Origin of the sequence: Klebsiella sp. BIGb0138 (assembly GCF_004342285.1) — a bacterium.
In the GTDB taxonomy this organism is placed as follows: Bacteria; Pseudomonadota; Gammaproteobacteria; order Enterobacterales; family Enterobacteriaceae; genus Klebsiella.
This window is the reverse complement of record NZ_SMCV01000003.1, coordinates 519,721-544,418: the sequence shown is the minus strand read 5'-3', so window position 1 is coordinate 544,418 and position 24,698 is coordinate 519,721. Positions and strand designations below refer to the sequence as shown.

Annotated in this window: 18 protein-coding genes, 7 tRNA genes and 1 pseudogene; 21 read left to right on the top strand and 5 right to left on the bottom strand. The window is 55.3% G+C overall.

Annotated features, from left to right (window positions below):
• The first annotated feature begins 21 nt into the window (after positions 1-21).
• Together iolD and EDF73_RS10670 are read left to right on the top strand one after the other, a co-directional pair.
• Positions 22-1,866: a 3D-(3,5/4)-trihydroxycyclohexane-1,2-dione acylhydrolase (decyclizing) gene (gene iolD / locus EDF73_RS10675; protein WP_132728954.1), complete on the top strand. Its 1,845-nt coding sequence runs from the start codon at positions 22-24 to the stop codon at positions 1,864-1,866.
• Between the two features lie 33 nt (positions 1,867-1,899).
• Entirely contained in the window at positions 1,900-2,709 is an 810-nt protein-coding gene (locus EDF73_RS10670) for an SDR family oxidoreductase (RefSeq protein ID WP_132728952.1), read from the top strand.
• Positions 2,710-2,784: 75 nt separating this feature from the next.
• On the opposite strand, the gene chiQ is transcribed toward EDF73_RS10670, so the two are convergent.
• A complete protein-coding gene (gene chiQ, locus EDF73_RS10665; RefSeq protein ID WP_132728950.1) occupies positions 2,785-3,117 on the bottom strand; it encodes a ChiQ/YbfN family lipoprotein in 333 nt (110 codons plus the stop codon).
• Positions 3,118-3,164: 47 nt separating this feature from the next.
• The gene (chiP, locus tag EDF73_RS10660) at positions 3,165-4,568 is read right to left on the bottom strand and encodes a chitoporin (protein ID WP_132728948.1); all 1,404 of its coding nucleotides are present in this window, start codon (positions 4,566-4,568) and stop codon (positions 3,165-3,167) included.
• 96 nt (positions 4,569-4,664) lie between these two features.
• Here chiP and EDF73_RS27660 point away from each other — a divergent pair.
• A pseudogene (locus EDF73_RS27660) lies at positions 4,665-4,823 on the top strand (methionine synthase); the annotation flags it as partial.
• A 200-nt stretch (positions 4,824-5,023) separates the two neighbouring features.
• Here EDF73_RS27660 and glnS read toward each other — a convergent pair.
• Positions 5,024-6,691, bottom strand: coding sequence for a glutamine--tRNA ligase (gene glnS, locus EDF73_RS10650; RefSeq protein ID WP_132728946.1), 1,668 nt, complete (start codon positions 6,689-6,691; stop codon positions 5,024-5,026).
• 178 nt (positions 6,692-6,869) lie between these two features.
• Positions 6,870-8,891, bottom strand: a complete 2,022-nt coding sequence (nagE, locus tag EDF73_RS10645; RefSeq protein ID WP_132728944.1) for an N-acetylglucosamine-specific PTS transporter subunit IIBC — start codon at positions 8,889-8,891, stop codon at positions 6,870-6,872.
• Positions 8,892-9,204: 313 nt separating this feature from the next.
• On the opposite strand from nagE, the gene nagB reads away from it, so the two are divergent.
• The 12 genes from nagB to EDF73_RS10585 all read left to right on the top strand — a co-directional run bounded on the left by nagB (position 9,205) and on the right by EDF73_RS10585 (position 16,263).
• Complete coding sequence (gene nagB / locus EDF73_RS10640; RefSeq protein WP_132728942.1) at positions 9,205-10,005, top strand: glucosamine-6-phosphate deaminase; 801 nt, start codon at positions 9,205-9,207, stop codon at positions 10,003-10,005.
• Positions 10,006-10,122: 117 nt separating this feature from the next.
• Positions 10,123-11,271 (top strand): N-acetylglucosamine-6-phosphate deacetylase, encoded by a 1,149-nt coding sequence (nagA, locus tag EDF73_RS10635; RefSeq protein ID WP_132728940.1) that lies wholly within the window; start codon positions 10,123-10,125, stop codon positions 11,269-11,271.
• Between the two features lie 7 nt (positions 11,272-11,278).
• Positions 11,279-12,499: an N-acetylglucosamine repressor gene (locus EDF73_RS10630; RefSeq protein ID WP_132728938.1), complete on the top strand. Its 1,221-nt coding sequence runs from the start codon at positions 11,279-11,281 to the stop codon at positions 12,497-12,499.
• 45 nt (positions 12,500-12,544) lie between these two features.
• The gene (locus tag EDF73_RS10625; RefSeq protein ID WP_132728936.1) at positions 12,545-13,297 is read left to right on the top strand and encodes an HAD-IIA family hydrolase; all 753 of its coding nucleotides are present in this window, start codon (positions 12,545-12,547) and stop codon (positions 13,295-13,297) included.
• A gap of 279 nt (positions 13,298-13,576) precedes the next feature.
• Complete coding sequence (gene asnB, locus EDF73_RS10620; RefSeq protein WP_132728934.1) at positions 13,577-15,241, top strand: asparagine synthase B; 1,665 nt, start codon at positions 13,577-13,579, stop codon at positions 15,239-15,241.
• 226 nt (positions 15,242-15,467) lie between these two features.
• A tRNA-Met gene (locus tag EDF73_RS10615) sits at positions 15,468-15,544 on the top strand.
• Positions 15,545-15,553: 9 nt separating this feature from the next.
• Positions 15,554-15,638: transfer RNA gene (locus EDF73_RS10610), tRNA-Leu, on the top strand.
• 110 nt (positions 15,639-15,748) lie between these two features.
• Positions 15,749-15,823: transfer RNA gene (locus EDF73_RS10605), tRNA-Gln, on the top strand.
• 36 nt (positions 15,824-15,859) lie between these two features.
• Positions 15,860-15,934, top strand: a tRNA-Gln gene (locus EDF73_RS10600).
• Positions 15,935-15,954: 20 nt separating this feature from the next.
• A tRNA-Met gene (locus EDF73_RS10595) sits at positions 15,955-16,031 on the top strand.
• Positions 16,032-16,077: 46 nt separating this feature from the next.
• A tRNA-Gln gene (locus EDF73_RS10590) sits at positions 16,078-16,152 on the top strand.
• Between the two features lie 36 nt (positions 16,153-16,188).
• Positions 16,189-16,263, top strand: a tRNA-Gln gene (locus EDF73_RS10585).
• A 101-nt stretch (positions 16,264-16,364) separates the two neighbouring features.
• On the opposite strand, the gene ubiF is transcribed toward EDF73_RS10585, so the two are convergent.
• Positions 16,365-17,540, bottom strand: coding sequence for a 3-demethoxyubiquinol 3-hydroxylase (gene ubiF / locus EDF73_RS10580; RefSeq protein ID WP_132728932.1), 1,176 nt, complete (start codon positions 17,538-17,540; stop codon positions 16,365-16,367).
• Positions 17,541-17,748: 208 nt separating this feature from the next.
• Here ubiF and miaB point away from each other — a divergent pair, with 208 nt between their 5' ends.
• The 6 genes from miaB (at position 17,749) to EDF73_RS10545 (ending at position 24,672) form a co-directional block, all read left to right on the top strand.
• Positions 17,749-19,173 carry a tRNA (N6-isopentenyl adenosine(37)-C2)-methylthiotransferase MiaB gene (gene miaB / locus EDF73_RS10575; protein WP_132728930.1) on the top strand — a complete coding sequence of 475 codons (1,425 nt, stop codon included), beginning with the start codon at positions 17,749-17,751 and terminating at the stop codon, positions 19,171-19,173.
• 153 nt (positions 19,174-19,326) lie between these two features.
• Positions 19,327-20,373, top strand: coding sequence for a PhoH family protein (locus EDF73_RS10570; protein WP_132728928.1), 1,047 nt, complete (start codon positions 19,327-19,329; stop codon positions 20,371-20,373).
• Positions 20,370-20,837 (top strand): rRNA maturation RNase YbeY, encoded by a 468-nt coding sequence (gene ybeY, locus EDF73_RS10565; RefSeq protein ID WP_132728926.1) that lies wholly within the window; start codon positions 20,370-20,372, stop codon positions 20,835-20,837. Before EDF73_RS10570 ends, ybeY begins: the two co-directional genes overlap by 4 nt.
• A gap of 101 nt (positions 20,838-20,938) precedes the next feature.
• A complete protein-coding gene (gene corC / locus EDF73_RS10560) occupies positions 20,939-21,817 on the top strand; it encodes a CNNM family magnesium/cobalt transport protein CorC (RefSeq protein ID WP_132728924.1) in 879 nt (292 codons plus the stop codon).
• Between the two features lie 22 nt (positions 21,818-21,839).
• The gene (gene lnt / locus EDF73_RS10555) at positions 21,840-23,378 is read left to right on the top strand and encodes an apolipoprotein N-acyltransferase (protein ID WP_132728922.1); all 1,539 of its coding nucleotides are present in this window, start codon (positions 21,840-21,842) and stop codon (positions 23,376-23,378) included.
• A gap of 385 nt (positions 23,379-23,763) precedes the next feature.
• Entirely contained in the window at positions 23,764-24,672 is a 909-nt protein-coding gene (locus tag EDF73_RS10545) for an amino acid ABC transporter substrate-binding protein (protein WP_132728918.1), read from the top strand.
• Positions 24,673-24,698: the final 26 nt, after the last annotated feature.

The window sequence follows — 24,698 nt, the reverse complement described above, 5'->3', positions numbered from 1 at the left end:
CCTTTTAGAGTGAGTAAAAACATGGCTACTGTTCGTTGTACGGCGGCTCAGGCAATAGTGCGTTATCTGAGCAATCAGTTTACTGAAGTGGACGGGAAACAGGTTCCTCTCTTTCCGGGGGTCTATGGCATTTTTGGTCATGGTAACGTCACCTGTTTAGGGGAAGCCCTGGAGGCCGCACAGGAAACCCTCCCGACCTGGCGTGGACAGAACGAACAGTCCATGGCATTTGCCGCCGTCGGTTTTGCTAAGGCGATGGTTCGGCGACAGATTATGGTGGTAACCGCCTCGATCGGCCCTGGTACGACTAACCTGCTGACGGCGGCAGGTGTCGCCCATACCAGCCGCTTACCCCTGCTGATGATCTGTGGCGATAGCTTCGCCCGCCGTCGTCCGGACCCGGTGATGCAGCAGGTGGAACACTTTAACGACCCCACCCAAACGGTTAACGACGCCTTCAAAGCCGTCAGCCGCTACTGGGATCGCATTACCTACCCGGAGCAGCTCCTCTCCTCTCTGCCGCAGGCGGTCGCCACGATGCTCGATCCCGGCGACTGTGGTCCGGCGTTTATCGGTATCTGCCAGGATGTTCAGGAGATGGCGTATGACTATCCGGAAGCCTTCTTTCAGCCGCGGGTGCATCATGCGGCGCGCCCACGGGCCGATCGGGTACAGCTGGCCCTCGCCGCAGAACGGCTGCAGCGGGCGGAACGGCCGTTAATCATCGCCGGCGGCGGAGTGCGTTATTCGCAGGCGGAAATCGCCCTCGAGAATTTCGCCAGAGAACATAGGATCCCGGTGGTGGAGACCATTGCCGGCAAAGGCACCTTCACTCATCACCATCCGCTGCACATGGGCCCGATTGGCATTCTCGGCTCCACTTCCGCCAATGAGTTGGCGGCGAATGCCGATGTGATCCTCGCTATCGGCACCCGGCTGATGGATTTTGTTACCGGCTCGTGGACCGTATTCAGCCATGACGCGCAGTTTATTACCCTCAACGCCGCGCGTTTCGACGCGCATAAGCACCAGTCGCTGCCGCTGGTGTGCGACGCTCGTGAAGGACTCAATGACCTACACGCGGCGCTGGGCAGCTGGCGAGCGGACGCGGCATGGCTGGAGAGGGGGCGTCAGGCGTTCGTGAAGTGGAATGCGCTGATCGCCGAAAAACAGGAACCGACTCCGGCAGAAGGTGACCCGACCTACGCCCAGGTCGTGGGTATCGTCAACGCGCAGGCGGCGCCGGAGGACTACATCATCAGCGCCGCCGGCGGGCTACCGGGCGAGCTGGTTAAAGGCTGGCGGGTGAAAAACCCCGGTACTTTCGACTGTGAATTCGGCTTCTCCTGCATGGGTTACGAGCTTTCCGCGGGCTGGGGCGCCGCAATGGCGGGCCTCGATCGCGATGTCTTCGTGATGATCGGCGACGGCACCTACATGATGATGAACTCGGATATCTACTCCAGCGTCCTCTCCGGGCATAAATTTATCCTGATCGTCTGCGATAACGGGGGATATGCGGTGATCAACCGCCTGCAAAACGCCAAGGGCGGCGCATCGTTTAATAACCTGCTGAAAGATTGCCGGGTGCAGGAGCCTTTTCATGTCGATTTTGTCGCGCACGCGCAGTCAATGGGCGCCTGCGCCCGCAAGGTCAATACGCTGGCAGAGCTGGAAACGGCCATTCAGTGGGCGAAAGGAAACGACCGCACGACCGTCATCTCTATCGCCACTCATCCCTATAGCTGGACGCCGGGCGATGCCTGGTGGGATGTCGGGGTGCCCGAAGTCAGCGCCCGTGAATCCGTGAATCAGGCCTACACCGAACATCTTACCGGACGCCAACAGCAACGTGTCGGCTTCTGACAACAATACAACATGCAGAAAAGGTGAACGATCATGAACAATTTCGCAGGCAAAGTCGCCGTTGTCACCGGTGGTACCCAGGGTGTGGGTGCCGCTATCGCTCGTCAGCTGGCCGAGAATGGCGCCAGCGGCATCATTATCTGTGGCCGAAACCAGGATAAAGGGCGTGCCGTCGCCGACGAGATTATGAGTCGTACGACAACCCAGGTGACGTTCGTACGTGCCGATCTCTCTTCGGTAGAAGATTGTCGGGCGGTGATCGCCAAAGCAGACGAGCTATTCAAGCGGGTGGATGTGCTGGTCAATGCCGGTGGAATGACCGACCGGGGATCGATTCTCGATACCACGCCAGAGCGTTTTGACAGCATTTTCGCCACCAACGTACGTGGCCCGTTCTTTCTGATGCAGGAGGCCATCAAAGTCATGCGCCGGGAAAACATTGCCGGTAGCATCGTCAATATCTGCTCTATGTCGTCCCTGGCAGGTCAACCGTTTATTGCCGCCTACTGCTCTTCAAAAGGCGCGCTGGCGACCTTAACCCGCAACACCGCCTACGCGCTATTGCGCAACCGGATCCGCGTGAACGGATTGAATATTGGCTGGATGGCCTCGGAAGGTGAGGACCGTATCATGAAGACCTACCACGGAGCACAGGATGACTGGCTGGAAAAAGCCGCCGCCGCACAGCCCTTTGGTCGTTTGATTCAGCCGGAAGAGGTCGCGCGCGCGGTCGCCTTCCTCGCCAGCGATGAGTCCGGGTTAATGACCGGATCGGTGATTGAATTCGATCAGTCCGTCTGGGGCGGTTACGATCAGTCCCCTGCTCCGGCCGCGCCGCTGTAAACCGGATTGCGTGCCATGAAAAACGCCAGATGGTCAACATCAGGCGTTTTTACCGACAGGGTCTGGCGCCCGCGATCAGGGCCTGGTATTGTTGCTGCGGATCTCTTTCCAGATGCGATCGCAACGCGCTTTCACCGCCTGATCATTGCCGGTGCGGGTCGCCTGAATACATTGCTGGTAATCCAGTACCCGCACGCTTTCCTGGTTTGCAAACTGCTGATGCTGCTTTTCTTGTCTCAGCACGTCCAGCACGCTCTGGCAGGCCTCAACTTTGTCCGGGTTCCCTTCCGCCGTATTGATACAGGCGCTGTAGGCATCTTTTAACTTCGTATCTTCTTTCGGTGCGGGGGACTGCGTACAGGCCACCAGACCCGATGCCATCACGGCGATGAGCAATAGCTTCTTCATATTCGACCTCTCAGGCTTGCGGCAGATTTATACCTGCCGCAACGGCATCAGAAAATAGTGAACGGGGCAATAACCATGAACTTAACGTCACGCTCGTCCTGGAAGATGTTGCCGTAACCGCCGCTCCAGCTTGGGATATCGGAGTGGTTGTCGTATTGGGTGAAGTGCAGTTTGAACAACGTCCCTTTCGCGCGGCCGTCCTGGACGGTGTACATGGCATCGAGGCTATAGGCGGACTCTTCCAGGCGTTTGTCCGGGTTGTAGTAAGCGTCCGGCGCGGACATTTTGCCCGGTTTAGCATCCCACGCGTAAACGTATGACGCGCCGAACGCCCAGCCCGGCATATTCCAGTTTTTCATGTCATACATCGCGCCGAAGAACACCGCCTTTTCACCGTTGGCGTTAAAGTCGGAGCGGTTATCCCACCAGATATCCAGACGACCGTTGGAGGAGGCATAGGTTGGGGTCATACGCTGCAGGAAGTAACCCTGCTGGCCGTCCGCTTTGACCCAGGTGCCTTCCAGACGCAGATCGAGGACATCGGCAACCTTGTAGCCAAAGGTCAGCGCCTGCAGCCAGGCGGTGCCGTCGTAAATATCGTTCGCGCCGCCGTTGCTGACTTTGTCGCGGGTGCCGTAGAACTGGTAGCTGGTATTTAACGGCGTTCCGGCAATATCAAATTTATAGCTGGCTTTGGCAAAGTACTGATCGATATAGCCCTGCGCCTGGCCAAATGCCGCTTCCAGCACAAGGTCATTTTTAAAATCGTATTTGGCGCCTAAAGAGTGCAGATAATCGACTTTGGTTTTCTTGTCATTTTGATAGAAATCATCCATCTCAATGTGCCAGGGCGCTTTATATTCGTTCGTCCACATATAGGAGAAACTCAGCGCACCGGCGTCACCGTAATCAAAATTGGCCCCGGCTTCCGCTCCCTGATAGGTCCCCGGCATAAAGCTCCAGTGCGGGGCCAGCAAAGTTTGCCCGGTCGGCTGAATATAGCCGGCACGCGCCCACGCAGGGCCGAATTTAAATTTGGCCGCCGCCTTATACAGGCTGATCCCGCTCTTATCGCCGGAGTAATCTTCGTCGTAGCCTTTATTGATAGAAGAGAAGGCAATTTCGTTCGGGTGACCGCTTTCGCTACTTTCCGCCATTTCAATTGCGGTAAAGGCAGCCACATCAATACCAAACATATCAGCGGCATAGCCGGACTGGAAATCCAGATTGGCGTTCCAGGTCGAATGGGAAAGGTTGGTTTTGTACTTGTCGCCGTCGGTCACATCTTTCCGGTCACGCTCACGCTGCCAGTAATAGATACCGCCGGTTAATGTGGAATCATCGATAAAACCTGCTGCGCTGGCCTGCGGAACAACGATCCAGCCCGACATCGCGGTGACGGCGGCAATAGCCAACGCCAGCGTACTACGTTTGCCACTAAACGTACGCATGTGCATATCCTCTTTGACGTTTTAAAAACGCGGAGCCAAAGGCAAACCGCGAAAAAATAAATAAGACAGCTAAAAAGTGGTGCGGTAAAAAGCCACATAACCACTATTGATAGACTATTTTTCGTGACGCGAATTATCAATCTCTTTCGCCGATCAAAGCTTAAGATTATGACAAAGCGCACATATTCTATTTCTTTTTGTTACATTCTTAGATGTCATGCGTTTTGCGTGGAAGGGCTTGCTAAATCAAGGAAAAAAGAGGAAATGAAAGCGCTTACAGCTGTTTTAGCGTGCCAGCGTAGATAATAAATTCGTGCAGAAATGACAAGCTGCAAACGGGATTAATTCGCATCGCGAAAATAACCCGATTTAATTTCCTGATTCTGAACTAAAAAAAACGCCGCTGGGTGCGGCGTTTTTTACACTGATAGTACAGCGATAGGACGACAGGAAATTTACTCGCCGACTTTCGCCCAGGTATCACGCAGACCGACGGTGCGGTTAAACACCAGATTGGTTGCGGTTGCATAGCGGCTGTCGAGGCAGAAGTAACCTTCACGCTCGAACTGGTAGGCCTTGCTGGCTGGCGCCTGCGCCAGGCTCGGTTCAGCGAAACCGTGCTTAATCACCAGCGACTCAGGGTTCATCACCGCCAGGAAATCGTCCTCGGCGCCCGGGTTAGGCACGCTGAACAGACGATCGTAGAGACGGATTTCCACCGGCAACGCGTGAGCGGCGCTCACCCAATGGATAACGCCCTTCACCTTGCGGCCATCAGCTGGATCTTTACTCAACGTTTCGGCGTCATAGGTACAGAAGATGGTGGTAATCTTGCCTTCCGCATCCTTCTCCACGCGCTCGGCTTTGATCACGTAGGCATTGCGCAGACGGACTTCTTTACCCAGCACCAGACGCTTGTACTGCTTATTCGCTTCTTCACGGAAGTCGGCACGGTCGATCCAGATCTCCGCGCTGAACGGGACTTCACGGCTGCCCATCTCCGGCTTGTTCGGATGATTTGGCATCGTCACCATTTCACTCTCGCCCCGCGGATAATTTTCGATGACCAGTTTGACCGGATCGATGACCGCCATCGCGCGCGGCGCGTTTTCGTTGAGATCTTCACGAATGCAGGACTCCAGCGACGCCATCTCGATGGTATTATCCTGTTTGGTCACGCCAATGCGTTTGCAGAACTCACGGATGGACCCGGCGGTATAGCCGCGACGACGCAGACCGGAAATGGTCGGCATACGCGGGTCATCCCAGCCTTCCACGTGCTTCTCCGTCACCAGCTGATTCAGCTTACGCTTGGACATCACGGTGTATTCGAGATTCAGACGCGAGAATTCGTACTGACGCGGGTGAACCGGAATGCTGATGTTATCCAGCACCCAATCATACAGACGGCGGTTGTCCTGGAACTCGAGGGTACACAGGGAGTGGGTAATGCCTTCCAGCGCATCGCTGATGCAGTGCGTGAAGTCGTACATCGGGTAGATGCACCACTTGCTGCCGGTCTGATGGTGATCGGCAAATTTAATGCGATACAGCACCGGATCACGCATCACGATAAACGGCGAAGCCATATCGATTTTCGCGCGCAGGCAGGCTTTACCCTCTTCAAAACCCCCGGCACGCATTTTTTCAAACAGCGCCAGGTTCTCTTCTACGCTGCGATCGCGGTACGGGCTGTTTTTGCCCGGCGCTTTCAGCGAACCGCGGTACTCGCGAATTTCATCCGCGGACAGTTCGTCTACGTATGCCAGACCTTTGTTAATCAGTTCAATGGCATACTGGTGCAGTTGATCGAAATAATCAGACGAGTAGCAAACTTCCCCGGACCAGTGGAAACCTAACCACTGCACGTCGTTTTTAATCGACTCAACGTATTCGATATCTTCTTTCACCGGGTTGGTGTCATCGAAACGCAGGTTGCATTGGCCCTGATAGTCCTGAGCAATACCAAAGTTCAGGCAAATAGACTTCGCGTGGCCAATGTGCAGATAACCGTTCGGCTCCGGCGGGAAACGAGTATGAACGGTGGTGTGCTTACCAGTAGCCAGATCTTCATCGATAATCTGGCGAATAAAGTTAGTCGGGCGGGCTTCTGCCTCACTCATCGTGGGTTCCTCAAAGCGTAAACAACATATAACGGCACATGATCTTACAAGCAGGACGTTGAGACAACTATTAGTTACGGAAAATACCTATCTGAAGAAGATTATGGGGTCATTTGCGGTAAAAAAAAGCGGCGGGGGTTTCCCCCCGCCGCTCAGGCATAAACGCTACTCAGGAGCCTTACTTGCCTTTAATCTCATACAGCGGCGTCTGGCCAGCGACAACCTGACCGCTTGCCTGAATCACCAGCGCACTGTAATCATCGCTGTTGCTGCAGACGACCGGGCTAATCATCGAACGGGCGTTGGCGTTGAGGAACGCCAGATCCATTTCCAGAATCGGCTGGCCTGCGGTGACGGTTTCCCCCTCTTCGACCAGGCGTTTGAAGCCCTGGCCGTTCAGCGCAACGGTATCGATACCCATATGGACCACGATTTCCGCCCCGTTTTCCGTTTCCAGACAGAACGCGTGGTTGGTATTGAAAATCTTCACCACGGTCCCGGCGGCCGGAGCCACAACGGTTTTGTCGGTCGGTTTCACCGCCACGCCGTCGCCTACCGCTTTGCTGGCGAATGCTTCATCCGGCACCTGCTCCAGCGCAACGATGTCGCCGGTAATCGGTGACACCAGCGCGGCGATGGTTTTGACATTTGCGACCGCCTGCGGCTTAGCCGTCGCAGCGGCCGCGGCCGGTGCAGCGTTGGCTTCTGCCGCCGCCACGGGTCCCGTCGTTTTCATCGCGTTAGCGATTTTTTCCGCCACGAAGCCGACAATAATCTGTACGCTGGTTTTATTCAGGCGAATGACGCCAGACGCGCCCAGACGTTTCGCCAGCGCTTCGTTGACCAGAGAGGAGTCCTTAACGTTCAGACGCAAACGGGTGATACACGCATCGATACCGGTCAGGTTGTCAGACCCGCCGACGGCTGCGATGTACTGACGCGCCAGCCCCGAGACATCCTGCTCTTTATCACCGCTGACATTCACGTCCTGACCATCCGCTTCGCTACCGGCAACGGCCAGCTCGCGACCCGGGGTCATCAGGTTGAATTTGGTGATGGTGAAGCGGAAGACCACGTAGTAGATAACGAAGAATACCAGGCCCTGCGGGATCAGCATCCACCAGTGGATCGCCAGCGGGTTACGGGACGACAGCACCATATCCACCAGACCGGCGCTGAAGCCGAAACCGGCAATCCAGTGCATGCTGGCAGCGATGAACACGGAGATACCGGTCAGCACCGCGTGAATCACATACAGCACCGGAGCAACGAACATGAAGGAGAATTCCAGCGGTTCGGTGATACCGGTAAAGAAGGCAGCAAACGCGCCCGCCATCATAATACCCAGCACTTTCGCCTTGTTCTCAGGACGCGCGCAGTGATAGATGGCCAGCGCCGCGCCAGGTAAACCAAACATCATGATCGGGAAGAAGCCAGCCTGATAGCGACCGGTGATCCCGACAACCGCTTTACCTGCTTCGATGGACTGAGCGCCGCCGAGGAAGTTAGGGATATCGTTAATACCGGCAACGTCAAACCAGAACACGGAGTTCAGCGCATGGTGCAGACCGACCGGAATGAGCAGACGGTTGAAGAACGCATACACGCCCGCACCGACGGAACCCAGCTTCTGGATATGTTCACCGAAGTTCACCAGACCGTCGAAGATCACCGGCCAGATATACATCATGATGAACGCGACAACGATCATCACAAAAGAGGTGAGGATCGGCACCAGCCGGCGGCCGCTGAAGAAGGAGAGTGCTTTCGGCAGTTCAACGCTGCTGAAGCGGTTATACAGCTCCGCAGAAATGATCCCCACGAGGATCCCCACGAACTGGTTGCTGATCTTCCCGAATGCCGCTGGAACCTGATCCGCCGGAATCTTCTGGATCATGGAAACCGCAGCCGGAGAGCAGAGCGTGGTCAACACGAGGAAGCCCACAAAACCGGTTAGCGCCGCCGCGCCGTCTTTATCTTTGGACATACCATAAGCCACACCAATGGCAAATAGTACGGACATGTTGTCGATGATCGCGGAACCGGATTTAATGAAGAACGCCGCCAGCGCGTTGTCTCCACCCCAGCCTACCGGGTCAATCCAGTAACCGACGCCCATTAATATCGCTGCCGCCGGCAGCGTGGCGACCGGCACCATAAGCGCGCGGCCAACCTTTTGTAGATAACCTAGAATACTCACTTTATTCCCCCTATGAGACCCCGATAAGGCTCATTCAAAGCCACTTTTTTATTGTGTAACCAGGTTGGTTTTTTAACTTACTTGCAAAGTGTGTGGAAAATTAATTCGTATCGCAAATTAAATGCGTATTTTTTGTGACTATAATCACCAAATATCGTATTAACCCCTCCCTTCGACTGGCTAACATCGAAAACTTATTTTATCATTCAAAAAATCAACACGGATTGACCCCGGTTGGCGTAGTGACTGCGATACTCTTAATAGTATGCTGGCGCCAATCCGCCAGGTTCTAATTTAACTATAGAGGTGAAGAATGAGACTGATCCCCCTGATAACAGCTGAACAAGTCGGTAAATGGGCTGCTCGCCACATCGTAAACCGCATCAACGCCTTCAAACCGACTGCCGATCGCCCGTTTGTTCTGGGTCTGCCTACCGGCGGTACGCCTCTGACCGCTTACAAAGCGTTGGTTGAGATGCACAAATCGGGCCAGGTCAGTTTTAAGCATGTTGTGACGTTCAACATGGACGAGTACGTTGGCCTGCCGAAAGAGCACCCGGAAAGCTATCATAGCTTCATGCACCGTAATTTCTTTGATCATGTTGATATTCCTGCGGAAAACATTAACCTGCTGAACGGCAATGCGCCAGACATCGATGCAGAATGTCGTCGTTATGAAGAAAAAATCCGCTCTTACGGTAAGATTAACCTGTTTATGGGCGGCGTCGGCAACGACGGTCATATCGCCTTCAACGAACCGGCCTCTTCTCTGGCCTCTCGTACCCGGATTAAAACCCTGACTCATGACACCCGCGTGGCAAACTCCCGCTTCTTCGACGGCGACGTCGATCTGGTGCCGAAATATGCGCTGACCGTCGGCGTGGGTACCCTGCTGGATGCCGAAGAAGTGATGATTCTGGTGCTGGGTCATCAGAAAGCGCTGGCGCTGCAGGCGGCGGTGGAAGGCAACGTCAACCATATGTGGACCATCACCTGTCTGCAGCTGCACCCGAAAGCGGTGGTGGTGTGCGACGAGCCGTCTACCATGGAACTGAAAGTGAAGACGCTGAAATACTTCAATGAATTAGAAGCTGAAAGCGTCAAAGGGCTGTAAGGTAGTCTCGTCCTGCGGCCCATCCGCGGGACATTTCATTTTTCTGATACACACGCGCCATTGAGCGCCAGCACGGTCAATAGCTTATAGACGAGTGTGTGTAAACCGGGGGTCGTAATGTATGCATTAACCGAAGGTCGGATTTATACCGGCCATGAAATTCTGGATGACCATGCGATTATCGTCGCTGATGGCCTTATCGAACGTATCTGTTCACTGGCTGATTTACCGTCTGAAATTGAGCAACGCTCGGTTAACGGCGCCATTCTGGCCCCCGGTTTTATCGACGTCCAGCTGAACGGCTGTGGCGGCGTGCAGTTTAACGACAGCCCGGATGCGGTCACCGTCGAAACGCTGGAAATTATGCAGAAGGCCAACGAGCGCTCCGGCTGTACCAGCTATCTGCCGACGCTTATCACCTCCAGCGACGAGCTGATGAAACAGGGCGTGCGCGTGATGCGCGAGTACCTGCAAAAATATCCTAACCAGGCGCTGGGTCTGCACCTCGAAGGTCCATGGCTGAACGTGGTGAAAAAAGGCACGCACAACCCAGACTACGTACGTAAACCGGATCCGGCGTTGGTCGATTTTCTGTGTGAAAACGCCGATGTGATCACCAAAGTCACCCTTGCCCCTGAGCGCGTCGGCACCGAGGTGATTCGCCAACTGGCGGACGCCGGGATCGTGGTTTCCGCGGGCCACTCTAACGCCACGCTGAAAGAGGCCAAAATCGGCTTCCGTGCGGGCATCACTTTCGCCACCCATCTGTATAACGCGATGCCGTACATCACCGGTCGTGAGCCGGGCCTCGCGGGCGCTATTTTCGACGAGCCGGACGTTTACTGCGGTATTATCGTCGACGGTCTGCACGTCGATTATGCTAACGTGCGTAACGCGAAACGTCTGAAAGGCGACAAGCTGTGCCTCGTGACCGATGCCACCGCGCCGGCGGGGGCGGATATTGACCAGTTCATTTTTGCTGGTAAAACAATATACTACCGCAATGGACTGTGTGTAGATGAAAACGGTACCCTCAGCGGGTCTGCTCTGACCATGATTGAAGGCGTCCGTAATCTCGTCGAACATTGCGGTATCGCGCTGGACGAAGTGTTGCGTATGGCAACCCTCTACCCCGCGCGCGCGATTGGCGTGGAAAAGCAGCTCGGCAGCATTGCGCCGGGCATGGTCGCTAACCTGACCGCCTTTACCCGCGATTATAAAATCATCAAGACCATCGTTAATGGTAACGAGGTCGTCACTGAGTAAGTAAAGTATGACAGCAGGCGGACATGCTCAAATTGGTAACGTTGATCTCGTAAAACAGCTGAACAGCGCGGCCGTGTACCGGCTAATTGACCAGCACGGCCCCATCTCGCGCATTCAGATCGCGGAACAAAGCCAGCTTGCCCCTGCCAGCGTGACGAAAATCACGCGTCAACTGATAGAACGCGGGCTGATCAAAGAAGTCGATCAGCAGGCCTCCACCGGGGGCCGCCGCGCTATCTCTATTATTGCGGAAACCCGCAACTTCCACGCCATCGGCGTGCGCCTGGGGCGCTACGACGCCACCCTGACCCTGTATGATTTAAGCAGCAAGACGCTGGAAGAAGAACACTTCCCGCTGCCGGAACGCACCCAGGAAACCCTGGAACATGCGCTGCTGAATATCATTGCGGCCTTTATTGAGCGCTGCCAGCGTAAAATCCGCGAGCTTATCGCCATCTCGGTCATTCTTCCCGGGCTTGTCGACCCGGAAAGCGGCGTGATTCGCTACATGCCGCACATTCAGGTGGAAAACTGGGGGCTGGTCGGGGCGCTGGAAAAACGCTTTAAAGTCACCTGTTTTGTCGGCCACGATATCCGCAGCCTTGCGCTCGCGGAGCACTATTTCGGTGCAAGCCAGGACTGCGAAGATTCTATTCTGGTGCGCGTCCACCGCGGTACCGGCGCGGGAATTATCTCCAACGGGCGCATTTTTATCGGCCGTAACGGCAACGTCGGTGAGATTGGCCATATTCAGGTCGACCCGCTCGGCGAACGCTGTCACTGCGGCAACTTTGGCTGTCTGGAGACCGTCGCGGCGAACGCTGCCATCGAACAACGCGTGCGTCATCTGCTTGAGCAGGGCTACCCGAGTAAGTTGACCAGCGATGACTGCACGATTAAAACCATCTGCAAAGCCGCCAATAAAGGCGACGCGCTGGCCTGTGAAGTCATCGAATACGTTGGCCGCCATCTGGGCAAAACCATCGCGATTGCCATTAACCTGTTTAACCCACAGAAAGTGGTGATCGCCGGTGAGATCGTCGAAGCGGAGAAAGTGCTGTTACCGGCGATTGAAGGCTGTATTAACGCCCAGGCGTTGAAGGCGTTTCGCAAAAATCTGCCGGTGGTACGCTCCACGCTGGATCACCGTTCGGCAATTGGCGCCTTTGCGCTGGTGAAACGCGCCATGCTCAACGGTATTCTGCTCCAGCGTTTGCTGGAAAGCTAAGGTGGCTATATAGTTTCGCCTTTCTTCAACGATGTCGGACAGTCCATGACCATTCAAAACGTAATCTGTGATATTGACGGCGTGCTGATGCACGACAATGTGGCCGTGCCGGGCGCTGCTGAATTTATCAAACGTATTCTTGCAAAAGATATGCCGCTGGTGATGTTGACCAACTACCCTTCCCAGACCGGGCAGGACCTGGCAAACCGCTTCGCGACCGCCGGTATCGAGGTACCGGATAGCGCCTTTTATACCTCTGCCATGGCCACCGCTGACTTCCTGCGCCGCCAGGAAGGCAAAAAGGCCTACGTGGTCGGCGAAGGTGCGCTGATTCACGAGCTTTATAAAGCCGGCTTCACTATTACCGACGTCAATCCTGACTTTGTTATCGTCGGCGAAACCCGCTCATTTAACTGGGATATGATGCATAAAGCGGCCTTCTTCGTCGCCAACGGCGCGCGTTTTATTGCCACCAACCCGGACACCCATGGCCGCGGTTACTACCCGGCCTGCGGCGCATTGTGCGCCGGAATCGAGAAGATCTCCGGGCGCAAACCGTTTTACGTTGGCAAACCCAGCCCATGGATTATCCGGTCGGCGCTGAATAAAATGCAGGCGCACTCCGAGCAGACGGTTATCGTCGGCGATAATCTGCGTACTGATATTCTGGCCGGCTTCCAGGCTGGCCTGGAAACTATTCTGGTTCTCTCCGGCGTCTCAACGCTTGATGATATCGACAGCCTGCCGTTCCGGCCATCGTGGATCTACCCGTCCGTGGCGGAAATTGATGTTTTCTGAATAAAACCACGTCTCAGGACGTGGTTTTTCATTTACCCGCTTACTGAAAAAAACTTCATTTAATAAAAACGGCCTGATACTGAATATTCATCAATAAAGACGCTCAAAACATGCTCTTTTTTTAATATTCAACAATCGTCATTGCGTTTTTTCTTACACAGGCCGTAAATCCCTTGCGCCCCACTCTCCTTTACGGCATTTTCTTACCCATGCACTGAGACTTCGCAATAAGACGAGGTCTACGCAACATCACAACACGATAGGGTAATGGAGAAGGTTATGTGTTCAATTTTCGGCGTACTGGATATTAAAACTGACGCGGTCGAACTGCGTAAAAAGGCTCTGGAGCTTTCCCGCCTGATGCGCCATCGCGGGCCAGACTGGTCCGGCGTCTATGCCAGCGATAAAGCGATTCTGGTTCATGAACGTCTGTCTATCGTCGACGTTAACGCCGGTGCCCAGCCGCTGTACAACGAACAAAAAACCCATGCGCTGGCGGTCAACGGTGAAATCTACAACCACCAGGCGCTGCGCGCCGAATACGGCGATCGCTATACCTTCCAGACCGGTTCCGACTGTGAAGTCATCCTCGCTCTGTACCAGGAAAAGGGCGTGGAATTTCTTGACGATTTGCAGGGGATGTTTGCCTTCGCCCTGTACGACAGCGAGCAGGACGCGTATCTGATCGGCCGCGACCATATCGGGATTATTCCTCTGTATATGGGCCATGACGAGCACGGCAACTTCTACGTCGCCTCGGAAATGAAGGCCCTGGTTCCGGTGTGCCGCACCATTAAAGAGTTCCCGGCCGGCAGCTACCTGTGGAGCAAAGACGGTGAAATCCGTCAGTACTATCAGCGCGACTGGTTTGACTATGACGCGGTTAAAGACAACGTCACGGATAAAAACGAGCTGCGCCAGGCGCTGGAAGAGTCGGTCAAAAGCCACCTGATGTCCGACGTGCCTTACGGCGTGCTGCTTTCCGGCGGCCTTGACTCGTCGATTATCTCTGCCATCACCAAAAAATTCGCCGCTCGCCGCGTTGAAGATCAGGAGCGCAGCGAAGCCTGGTGGCCGCAGCTGCACTCGTTCGCCGTCGGTCTGCAGGGCTCGCCGGATCTGAAGGCGGCGCAGGAAGTGGCAAACCATCTGGGTACCGTGCACCACGAGATCCACTTCACCGTGCAGGAAGGCCTCGACGCCATCCGTGACGTTATCTATCACATTGAAACTTACGACGTGACCACCATCCGCGCCTCCACGCCGATGTATTTGATGTCACGTAAAATCAAAGCGATGGGCATTAAGATGGTGCTGTCAGGCGAAGGGTCTGATGAAGTGTTCGGCGGTTATCTCTATTTCCACAAAGCGCCGAACGCCAAAGAGCTGCATGAAGAGACCGTGCGTAAACTACAGGCGCTGCACATGTTTGACTGCGCCCGCGCCAACAAAGCGATGTCGGCCTGGGGCGTGGAAGCGCGCGTACCGTTCCTCGATAAGCAGTTCCTCGACGTCGCGATGCGCATTAACCCGCAGGACAAGATGTGCGGCAACGGCAAAATGGAAAAACATATTCTGCGCGAATGTTTTGAATCCTACCTGCCGGCCAGCGTCGCATGGCGCCAGAAAGAGCAGTTCTCTGATGGGGTGGGCTACAGCTGGATTGATACTCTTAAAGAGGTGGCGGCAAAACAGGTCTCCGACCAGCAGCTGGAAACCGCCAGCTTCCGTTTCCCGTACAACACGCCGTCTTCTAAAGAAGCGTATCTGTACCGCGAAATCTTTGAAGAACTGTTCCCGCTTCCGAGCGCGGCGGAGTGTGTGCCAGGCGGCCCGTCCGTTGCCTGTTCTTCCGCCAAAGCGATTGAATGGGATGAAACGTTCAAAACCATGAACGATCCGTCAGGACGCGCCGTTGGCGTACACCAGTCCGCTTATAAATAAATGTTTTGCACCATCAACGGGCCCTGCGGGGCCCGTTTTTTTATTGCTTTATTTGCCGCTGAAAAGCGATAAATAACCAATAATTGCCGATTATTGCATCACGCTGTTCGCAACCTAACCAAACAGTCACATTCCAGCGATTTTCCTTGAAAAAGGGGTTGACGCTCGCAGGCCCAATACGCATAATGCGCCCCGCAACGCCGATAAGGTAACGCGAAAAAAAGATGGCTACGTAGCTCAGCTGGTTAGAGCACATCACTCATAATGATGGGGTCACAGGTTCAAATCCCGTCGTAGCCACCATCTTTTTTTGCGGGAGTGGCGAAATTGGTAGACGCACCAGATTTAGGTTCTGGCGCCGCAAGGTGTGCGAGTTCAAGTCTCGCCTCCCGCACCATTCACCCAAAGCGTTGCGCGGATGGGGTATATCCAGGCTGTAAGATGGTCATCAAGGCTGCCGTAATAAGTTTGTAGATAACCTCTTCTGAAAGTAAAAGATTTTTTTGTTGGGGTATCGCCAAGCGGTAAGGCACCGGTTTTTGATACCGGCATTCCCTGGTTCGAATCCAGGTACCCCAGCCATTTTCTTCGATGTTTGCGGTTCACCGCGACGGTTATTGGGGTATCGCCAAGCGGTAAGGCACCGGTTTTTGATACCGGCATTCCCTGGTTCGAATCCAGGTACCCCAGCCATCGAAGAATATGATAAAATTGGCTACGTAGCTCAGCTGGTTAGAGCACATCACTCATAATGATGGGGTCACAGGTTCGAATCCCGTCGTAGCCACCATATAAAGGGCTTATTGATTCATTTCGATAAATCCAGAAAGAATTGTTGGGGTATCGCCAAGCGGTAAGGCACCGGATTCTGATTCCGGCATTCCGAGGTTCGAATCCTCGTACCCCAGCCAATTTAAAAAAGTCGTTCACACTGTGGACGCACCCGTTGGGGTATCGCCAAGCGGTAAGGCTCTGGTTTCTGATACCAGCATTCCGAGGTTCGAATCCTCGTACCCCAGCCATTTAATAGCAAAAAAGCTCGCTTCGGCGAGCTTTTTTGTTTTCTACGGGCGAGCGTATCGTCCCGGTTGCGCTCCCGGCTAAGCCAGCCGGGAAGCGCGGATTACAATCCTAACGCGTACTTCAGGGCCTGACGCTTTAAAACGCCGGCATGAGCCGCCGCCATTAAGCCGATATTGCGCAGCACGCGCACCGGCGCCAGATCGTTACTGAACCCGGCATAAAACAGATCCATTCCCGACTGCATTATAAAATTGTCCGCTCTGCGACGCGCCTGATAGCGTTTAAGCACCGCCAGGCTGGCCCAGGTTTCGCCATGACTTTTCGCCTCAGCCAGAATATCCAACAGCGCATCAACGTCACGATAGCCAAGGTTAACCCCCTGCCCCGCCAGCGGATGAATGGTATGCGCGGCATCGCCCACCAGCGCCAGCCCCGGTTGCACATACTGCAACGCATGGCGACGGGTCAGCGGAAACGCGCCGGCGCTGAGCGGCGTAACCTTACCCAGACGGGAGGGGAAATGATGGGCGATCTCGCGCTCCAGCTGCGGCATGCTCATCCCCTGCAGCTGACGAATACGGGCCGGCGTGTCGTACCACACCAGCGAAGCCCAGTTGTCGAACAGCGGCAGAAACGCGCGCGGTCCTGAGGGCGTGAACTGCTGCCAGGTACTCTCGCCGGGAGAGCCCGCGCACTGCACGCCGATCAACATGCAGGATTGCTGATACTGCCAGGCATGAACGCCAATGCCGGCCAGCTGGCGCACCTGCGAGTTTGCGCCATCGGCGCCGATAACCAGCCGGGCGCAGCACTCACCGCCGTCGCTCAGGCGCAGCGTGGCGTGCGTCGGCTCCCGACACATCGTTTGTAACGAGGCGCCAACCTGCAGCGTGACGGCCTCATGCGCCGCCAGCGCCTGCCATAGCGCCAGCTGCAGGACATGGTTTTCTACCATGTAACCCAGTTCCGGCAGCTTCAGCTCAGCGGCGTCAAAGGTCACATGCGCATCCTCCCACTCCCAGGTCTCCAGCCGACGGTAGGGATGCGTCCGCATCGCCCGTACCGCCTCCCAGACGCCGAGGCTCTGCAGCAGCGCCACGGAAGAGGCGCTGATTGCCGAAATCCGCACGTCCGGCGGCGCCGACGCATCAAATGCCGGCGGTGCCGATGGTTCAATAACCGTCACCGTAAAACCGTGTTGCGCCAGCCCCAGCGCCAGGGCTCCGCCAACCATTCCGCCACCTACAATGGCGACATCTGTTGCATGAATTGTCATGGCCGTTATCCTTAAACCCGAATCCGTTAAGTTTACCGGATTTTTCTCCGCCTTGCGGGGATAACGCTCGCACTGGTCAGGGCGCAACCAAAGCATTACAATACGCGCCCTGCAATCCTGGCTTTATACCCGTCGACCTTCACATTGCAGATTCATTCCCGGTGAAGAAAATGACTTTGGGTATATATACTTAAGCATGAGCAAGTCGATGACAAAAAAACTCCATATTAAAACCTGGGGCTGTCAGATGAACGAATACGATTCATCAAAGATGGCCGATCTGCTGGATGCCACGCACGGATATCAACTGACCGAAGTGGCTGAGGAAGCGGATGTGCTGCTGCTCAATACCTGCTCAATCCGTGAGAAGGCACAGGAAAAAGTTTTCCATCAGTTAGGCCGTTGGAAGCTACTGAAAGAGAAGAACCCCGATCTGATTATCGGCGTCGGCGGTTGTGTCGCCTCTCAGGAAGGGCACCATATCCGTCAACGCGCCCACTATGTCGATATTATTTTCGGGCCGCAGACGCTGCATCGTCTGCCGGAAATGATCAATTCAGTGCGCGGCAACCGCAGCCCGGTGGTGGATGTCAGCTTCCCGGAAATCGAAAAATTCGACCGTCTGCCGGAACCGCGCGCCGAAGGCCCGACGGCTTTCGTCTCGATTATGGAAGGCTGCAACAAATACTGCACTTACTGCGTGGTGCCCTATACCCGTGGCGAAGAAGTCAGCCGTCCCTGCGACGATATTCTGTTTGAAATTGCTCAGTTGGCGGCCCAGGGCGTACGTGAAGTCAACCTGCTGGGGCAGAACGTGAATGCCTGGCGCGGCGAGAACTACGACGGAACGACCGGCAGTTTCGCCGACCTGCTGCGTCTGGTGGCGGCGATCGACGGTATTGACCGTATTCGCTTTACCACCAGCCACCCGATTGAGTTCACCGACGACATCATTGATGTCTATCGCGACACCCCGGAGCTGGTGAGCTTCCTGCACTTACCGGTGCAGAGCGGTTCCGACCGGGTGCTGAACCTGATGGGGCGTACCCACACGGCGCTGGAATACAAAGCGATTATCCGCAAGCTGTATGAAGCGCGCCCGAATATCCAGATTAGCTCCGATTTTATCGTCGGCTTCCCTGGTGAAACCAACGAAGATTTCGAAAAGACCATGAAGCTGATTGCCGATGTCAATCTCGACATGAGCTACAGCTTTATCTTCTCCGCGCGTCCCGGCACCCCGGCGGCGGATATGGTCGATGACGTCCCGGAAAAGGACAAGAAGCAACGCCTGTATATTTTGCAGGAGCGCATCAACCAGCAGGCTATGGCCTGGAGCCGCCGCATGCTCGGCACCACCCAGCGCATTCTGGTCGAGGGCACCTCGCGCAAAAACATCATGGAGCTTTCCGGGCGCACCGAGAACAACCGGGTAGTCAACTTCGAAGGCACCCCGGATATGGTCGGTAAGTTTGTCGATGTCGAAATCGTTGACGTCTACACCAACTCGCTGCGCGGTAAAATTGTGCGCACCGAAGAGGAGATGGGGCTGCGTATCGCGGAATCTCCGGAATCGGTCATCGCGCGCACCCGCAAAGAAAACGACCTCGGCGTAGGGACTTATCAGCCGTGATCCACTCTGGCCTGCCGACCCCGGCAGGCCTTGTATTTCCCCTCCCTGGCCCAATATTCATAGCAATGCTTGCGCCATATTCCGATGACGTGAATAATTTCCTTACTGGCCGGAGACGTTTGCTGTCCGGCAAAACGCGTAAAGAGGAACAGCTTGAACATAGAAACCCGTGAAATTACCCTGGAGCCAGCGGATAACGCACGCCTGCTGGGGCTGTGTGGCCCGTTTGACGACAACATCAAACAGCTGGAGCGCCGATTGGGCATCGAAATCAATCGCCGTGACAATCACTTTAAACTGACCGGGCGCATGATATGCGTGAACGCGGCGGCAGATATTCTGCGCAGCCTGTACGTCGATACCGCGCCAATGCGCGGACAGATTCAGGACATTGAGCCGGAACAGATCCATCTGGCTATCAAAGAAGCTCGCGTGCTGGAACAGAGCGCCGAGAGCGTGCCGGAGTACGGCAAAGCCGTCAATATCAAGACCCGACGCGGCGTCATCAAGCCCCGTACGCCAAACCAGGCGCAATACATCGCCAATATCCTCGACCATGATATTACCTTCGGCGTCGGCCCGGCCGGGACCGGGAAAACCTATCTGGCGGTTGCCGCGGCGGTAGACGCGCTCGAACGCCAGGACGTACGTCGTATTCTGCTGACCCGCCCCGCCGTTGAAGCCGGGGAAAAACTGGGCTTCCTGCCCGGCGATCTGAGTCAGAAAGTCGATCCGTACCTGCGCCCGCTGTACGATGCGCTGTTCGAAATGCTCGGCTTCGAGAAGGTCGAAAAACTGATTGAGCGCAACGTTATCGAAGTCGCGCCGCTGGCCTATATGCGCGGCCGTACGCTGAACGATGCCTTTATTATTCTTGATGAGAGCCAGAACACCACCATCGAACAGATGAAAATGTTCCTGACCCGTATCGGCTTTAACTCGAAGGCGGTGATCACCGGCGACGTTACCCAGATTGACCTGCCGCGCAGCACCAAATCCGGCCTGCGCCATGCCATTGAGGTGCTGGCAGAGGTCGATGAAATCAGCTTCAATTTCTTCCATAGCGAAGACGTGGTGCGTCACCCGGTGGTGGCCCGTATCGTTAATGCGTATGAAACATGGGAAGAGGCTGACCAAAAACGTAAAGCAGACCTGGCCGCCGAGCGCAAACGCGAAGCCCAGGAACAGGAGCAGAAATGAGTCAGGTTATTCTCGATTTACAGCTGGCTTGCGAAGATAACGGCGGTTTGCCGGATGAAGCTCAGTTTCAACGCTGGGTCGATGCCGTCATTCCCCAGTTCCAGGAGGAGTCGGAAGTGACCGTCCGCCTGGTCGACGAAGCCGAAAGCCACGAGCTGAATCTGACCTATCGCGGCAAGGATAAGCCGACCAACGTGCTGTCATTCCCCTTCGAAGCGCCGCCGGGGATCGAGCTGCCGCTGCTTGGCGATCTGATTATCTGCCGTCAGGTCGTTGAGCAGGAGGCCGCAGAGCAGGGTAAACCGCTGGAAGCGCACTGGGCGCATATGGTGATTCACGGCAGTCTGCACCTGCTGGGTTACGACCATATCATTGATGAAGAAGCGGAAGAGATGGAAGGCATCGAAACAGAGATAATGCTTGCTCTGGGCTATGAGGATCCGTACATTGCCGAGAAGGAATAGCCTGCCGCCGGTTTAACCGGCGGCGCGCGCCCATGCCGTCCGGCGCTGAACATACGCGCGACGAGCGACAAATTAACTGACATGAGAACCCACACGACGCCATGAGCGACGACAATTCACACAGTAGTGACACAGTAAACAGCAAAAAGGGATTCTTCTCCCTGTTACTCAGCCAGCTTTTTCACGGAGAACCGAAAAACCGCGATGAACTGCTGGCGCTGATCCGTGATTCCGGGCAAAACGATCTTATCGACGAAGATACCCGCGATATGCTCGAAGGGGTCATGGATATCGCTGACCAGCGCGTCCGCGATATTATGATCCCCCGCTCGCAGATGATTACCCTGAAACGCAACCAGACGCTGGACGAGTGCCTCGATGTGATCATCGAATCCGCCCACTCGCGTTTCCCGGTCATCAGCGAAGATAAAGATCACATTGAAGGGATTCTGATGGCCAAAGACCTGCTGCCGTTTATGCGCAGCGACTCCGACGCTTTCAGCATGGAAAAAGTGTTACGCCCGGCGGTTGTCGTGCCTGAAAGCAAGCGGGTGGACCGCATGCTGAAAGAGTTCCGCTCCCAGCGTTATCATATGGCTATCGTGATTGATGAGTTCGGCGGCGTCTCTGGTCTGGTGACCATTGAAGACATCCTCGAACTTATCGTCGGCGAGATCGAAGACGAATACGATGAAGAAGAAGATATCGATTTTCGTCAGCTGAGCCGCCATACCTGGACGGTACGCGCCCTGGCCTCCATTGAAGACTTCAACGAAGCCTTTGGCACCCACTTCAGCGATGAAGAAGTGGATACCATTGGCGGGCTGGTGATGCAGGCCTTTGGCCATCTGCCGGCGCGCGGGGAGTCGATCGACATCGATGGTTACCAATTCAAGGTCGCCATGGCGGATAGCCGACGTATCATCCAGGTTCATGTCAAACTTCCTGACGACGCACCGCAGCCGAAGCTGGAAGATTAATTACACGGGACGATTAGCCTAAATGGTATTTGCCTCACTTATCGAACGCCAGCGCGTACGCCTGCTGCTGGCGCTATTATTCGGAGCCAGCGGAACGCTGGCTTTTTCTCCTTATGATATCTGGCCGGCGGCGATTATTTCGTTAATCGGCCTGCAGGGATTAACCCTTAATCGTCGTCCGTTGTCAGGCGCCTGGATTGGCTTTTTCTGGGGGATGGGGCTATTCGGTTCCGGCGTCAACTGGGTCTACGTCAGTATCGCGCAGTTTGGCGGCATGCCGGGCCCGGTCAACGTGTTCCTCGTGGTGCTGCTGGCGGCGTATATGTCGCTGTATACCGGGCTGTTCGCCGGCCTGCTTTCGCGTTTATGGCCGCAAACCAGCTGGGTTCGCGTCGCTATCGCCGCCCCGGTCGTCTGGCAGATAACCGAGTTCCTGCGCGGTTGGATCCTGACCGGCTTCCCGTGGCTGCAGTTTGGCTACAGCCAGATTGACGGCCCGCTGAAAGGGCTCGCGCCGGTAATGGGGGTTGAAGCCATTAACTTCCTGTTGATGATGGTCAGCGGCCTGCTGGTGCTGGCCCTCGTGCAACGTCGCTGGAAACCGCTGATCGCCGCCGCGGTGCTGTTCACCCTGCCCTTCCCGCTGCGCGACATCCAGTGGTATCAGCTGCAGCCGCAACGTGCGACCCAGGTATCGCTGGTACAGGGAGATATTCCCCAGGCGCTGAAATGGGATGAAAATCAGCTGGTCAATACGCTGAAGACCTATCTGGAGCTGACTCAGCCGCATATGGGAACATCCCAGCTGATCGTCTGGCCGGAATCGGCGATCCCGGATCTGGAAATCAACCAACAGCATTTCCTGAGCATGATGGACGATCTGCTGCGGGCGAAAAACAGTTCGCTGATTACCGGCATCGTCGACGCCCGCCTTAACCAGAAGAACCGTTACGACACCTACAACACCATCATCACCCTCGGTAAAGACAATCCTTATAGCTACGACTCCAAAGATCGCTACAACAAGAATCATCTGGTGCCGTTCGGTGAATTCGTGCCGCTGGAGTCCATTCTGCGCCCGCTGGCGCCGTTCTTCGACTTACCGATGTCCTCCTTCAGCCGCGGTCCGTACGTGCAGCCGCAGCTGATGGCGCATAATATGAAGCTGACGGCGGCGATCTGCTACGAAATTATTCTCGGCGAGCAGGTGCGGGATAACTTCCGTCCGGATACCGACTACCTGCTGACCATCTCAAACGATGCCTGGTTTGGTAAGTCGATCGGTCCGTGGCAGCACTTCCAGATGGCGAGGATGCGAGCGCTGGAGCTGGCCCGGCCGCTGCTGCGCAGCACCAATAACGGTATTACCGCCGTCATCGGCCCACGCGGCGAAATTCAGGACATGATCCCGCAGTTCACCCGCGCGGTGCTGACCACCAAAGTCACCCCGACCACCGGCCTGACGCCGTACGCGCGTACCGGTAACTGGCCGCTGTGGGCGTTGACCGCGCTGTTTGCTTTTGGCGCACTGGTGATGAGCCTGCGTCAGCGCCGCCGCTAAGCCTTTTCTTTCTGCGGATTGACCTCCGCTCTGCCCCGGCGGACGCCTGTCGCCGGGGTCACCTCCCCCCGTTCACCCCAAACTGGCACGACCATTGCTTAATATACTCAGGTAGCGATGCCATCCCGTCCGGGTATAACCCGGTTGCACCGACACGGAACGGGTGACGCTCCACTTTGGTGCAATGAACGATTTTTGCCTTTAAATGGTGCGGAGTAGTTCGCAAAAATAAACAATATAACAGCAAAATCTTTACATTAAGCCAAACTAAATGCTAACAAACACATACAAATGCTGCACGTATATATGGCAGCCATAATAACGCACACACACATTCACAATGGGTATCAATAGCGTCAGTGACGCTGCGGATAAGGAGTTGGATATGCAATTACGTAAACTGGCTACAGCAATGCTGGTTATGGGTATGACCGCCGGTCTGGCGCATGCGGAAGATGCCGCCCCGGCAGCAGGCAGCACCCTGGACAAAATCGCCAAAAACGGCGTGATCGTCGTGGGTCACCGCGAATCCTCCGTACCGTTCTCTTACTACGACAATCAGCAAAAAGTGGTCGGTTACTCCCAGGACTACTCCAACGCTATCGTTGATGCCATCAAGAAGAAGCTGAATAAACCTGACCTGCAGGTCAAACTGGTTCCGGTCACTTCGCAAAACCGTATTCCGCTGCTGCAAAACGGTACCTATGACTTTGAGTGCGGCTCCACCACCAATAACCTCGAGCGTCAGCAGCAAGCGGCTTTCTCCGATACTATTTTCATCGTCGGCACCCGCCTGCTGGCGAAGAAAGGCGGTGCGATTAAAGACTTCCCGGATCTGAAAGATAAAGCGGTGGTCGTCACTTCCGGCACCACCTCGGAAATTCTGCTGCATAAGCTGAACGACGAGAAGAAAATGAACATGCGTATTATCAGCGCGAAAGACCACGGCGACTCCTTCCGTACTCTGGAGAGCGGCCGCGCGGTGGCCTTTATGATGGATGATGCGCTGCTGGCCGGCGAACGCGCGAAAGCGAAGAAACCGGATAACTGGGAAATCATCGGTACGCCGCAGTCGAAAGAGGCCTACGGCTGTATGCTGCGTAAAGATGACCCGCAGTTTAAAGCCCTGGTAGATGAGACCGTCGCCCAGGCCCAGACCTCCGGCGAAGCCGCGAAATGGTTCGATAAGTGGTTCAAAAACCCGATTCCGCCGAAAAACCTGAATATGAACTTCGAACTCTCTGACGACATGAAGGCGCTGTTCAAATCACCTAACGACAAAGCTCTTAACTAATTAAAAAAACAAGGGGCGGGAAATCC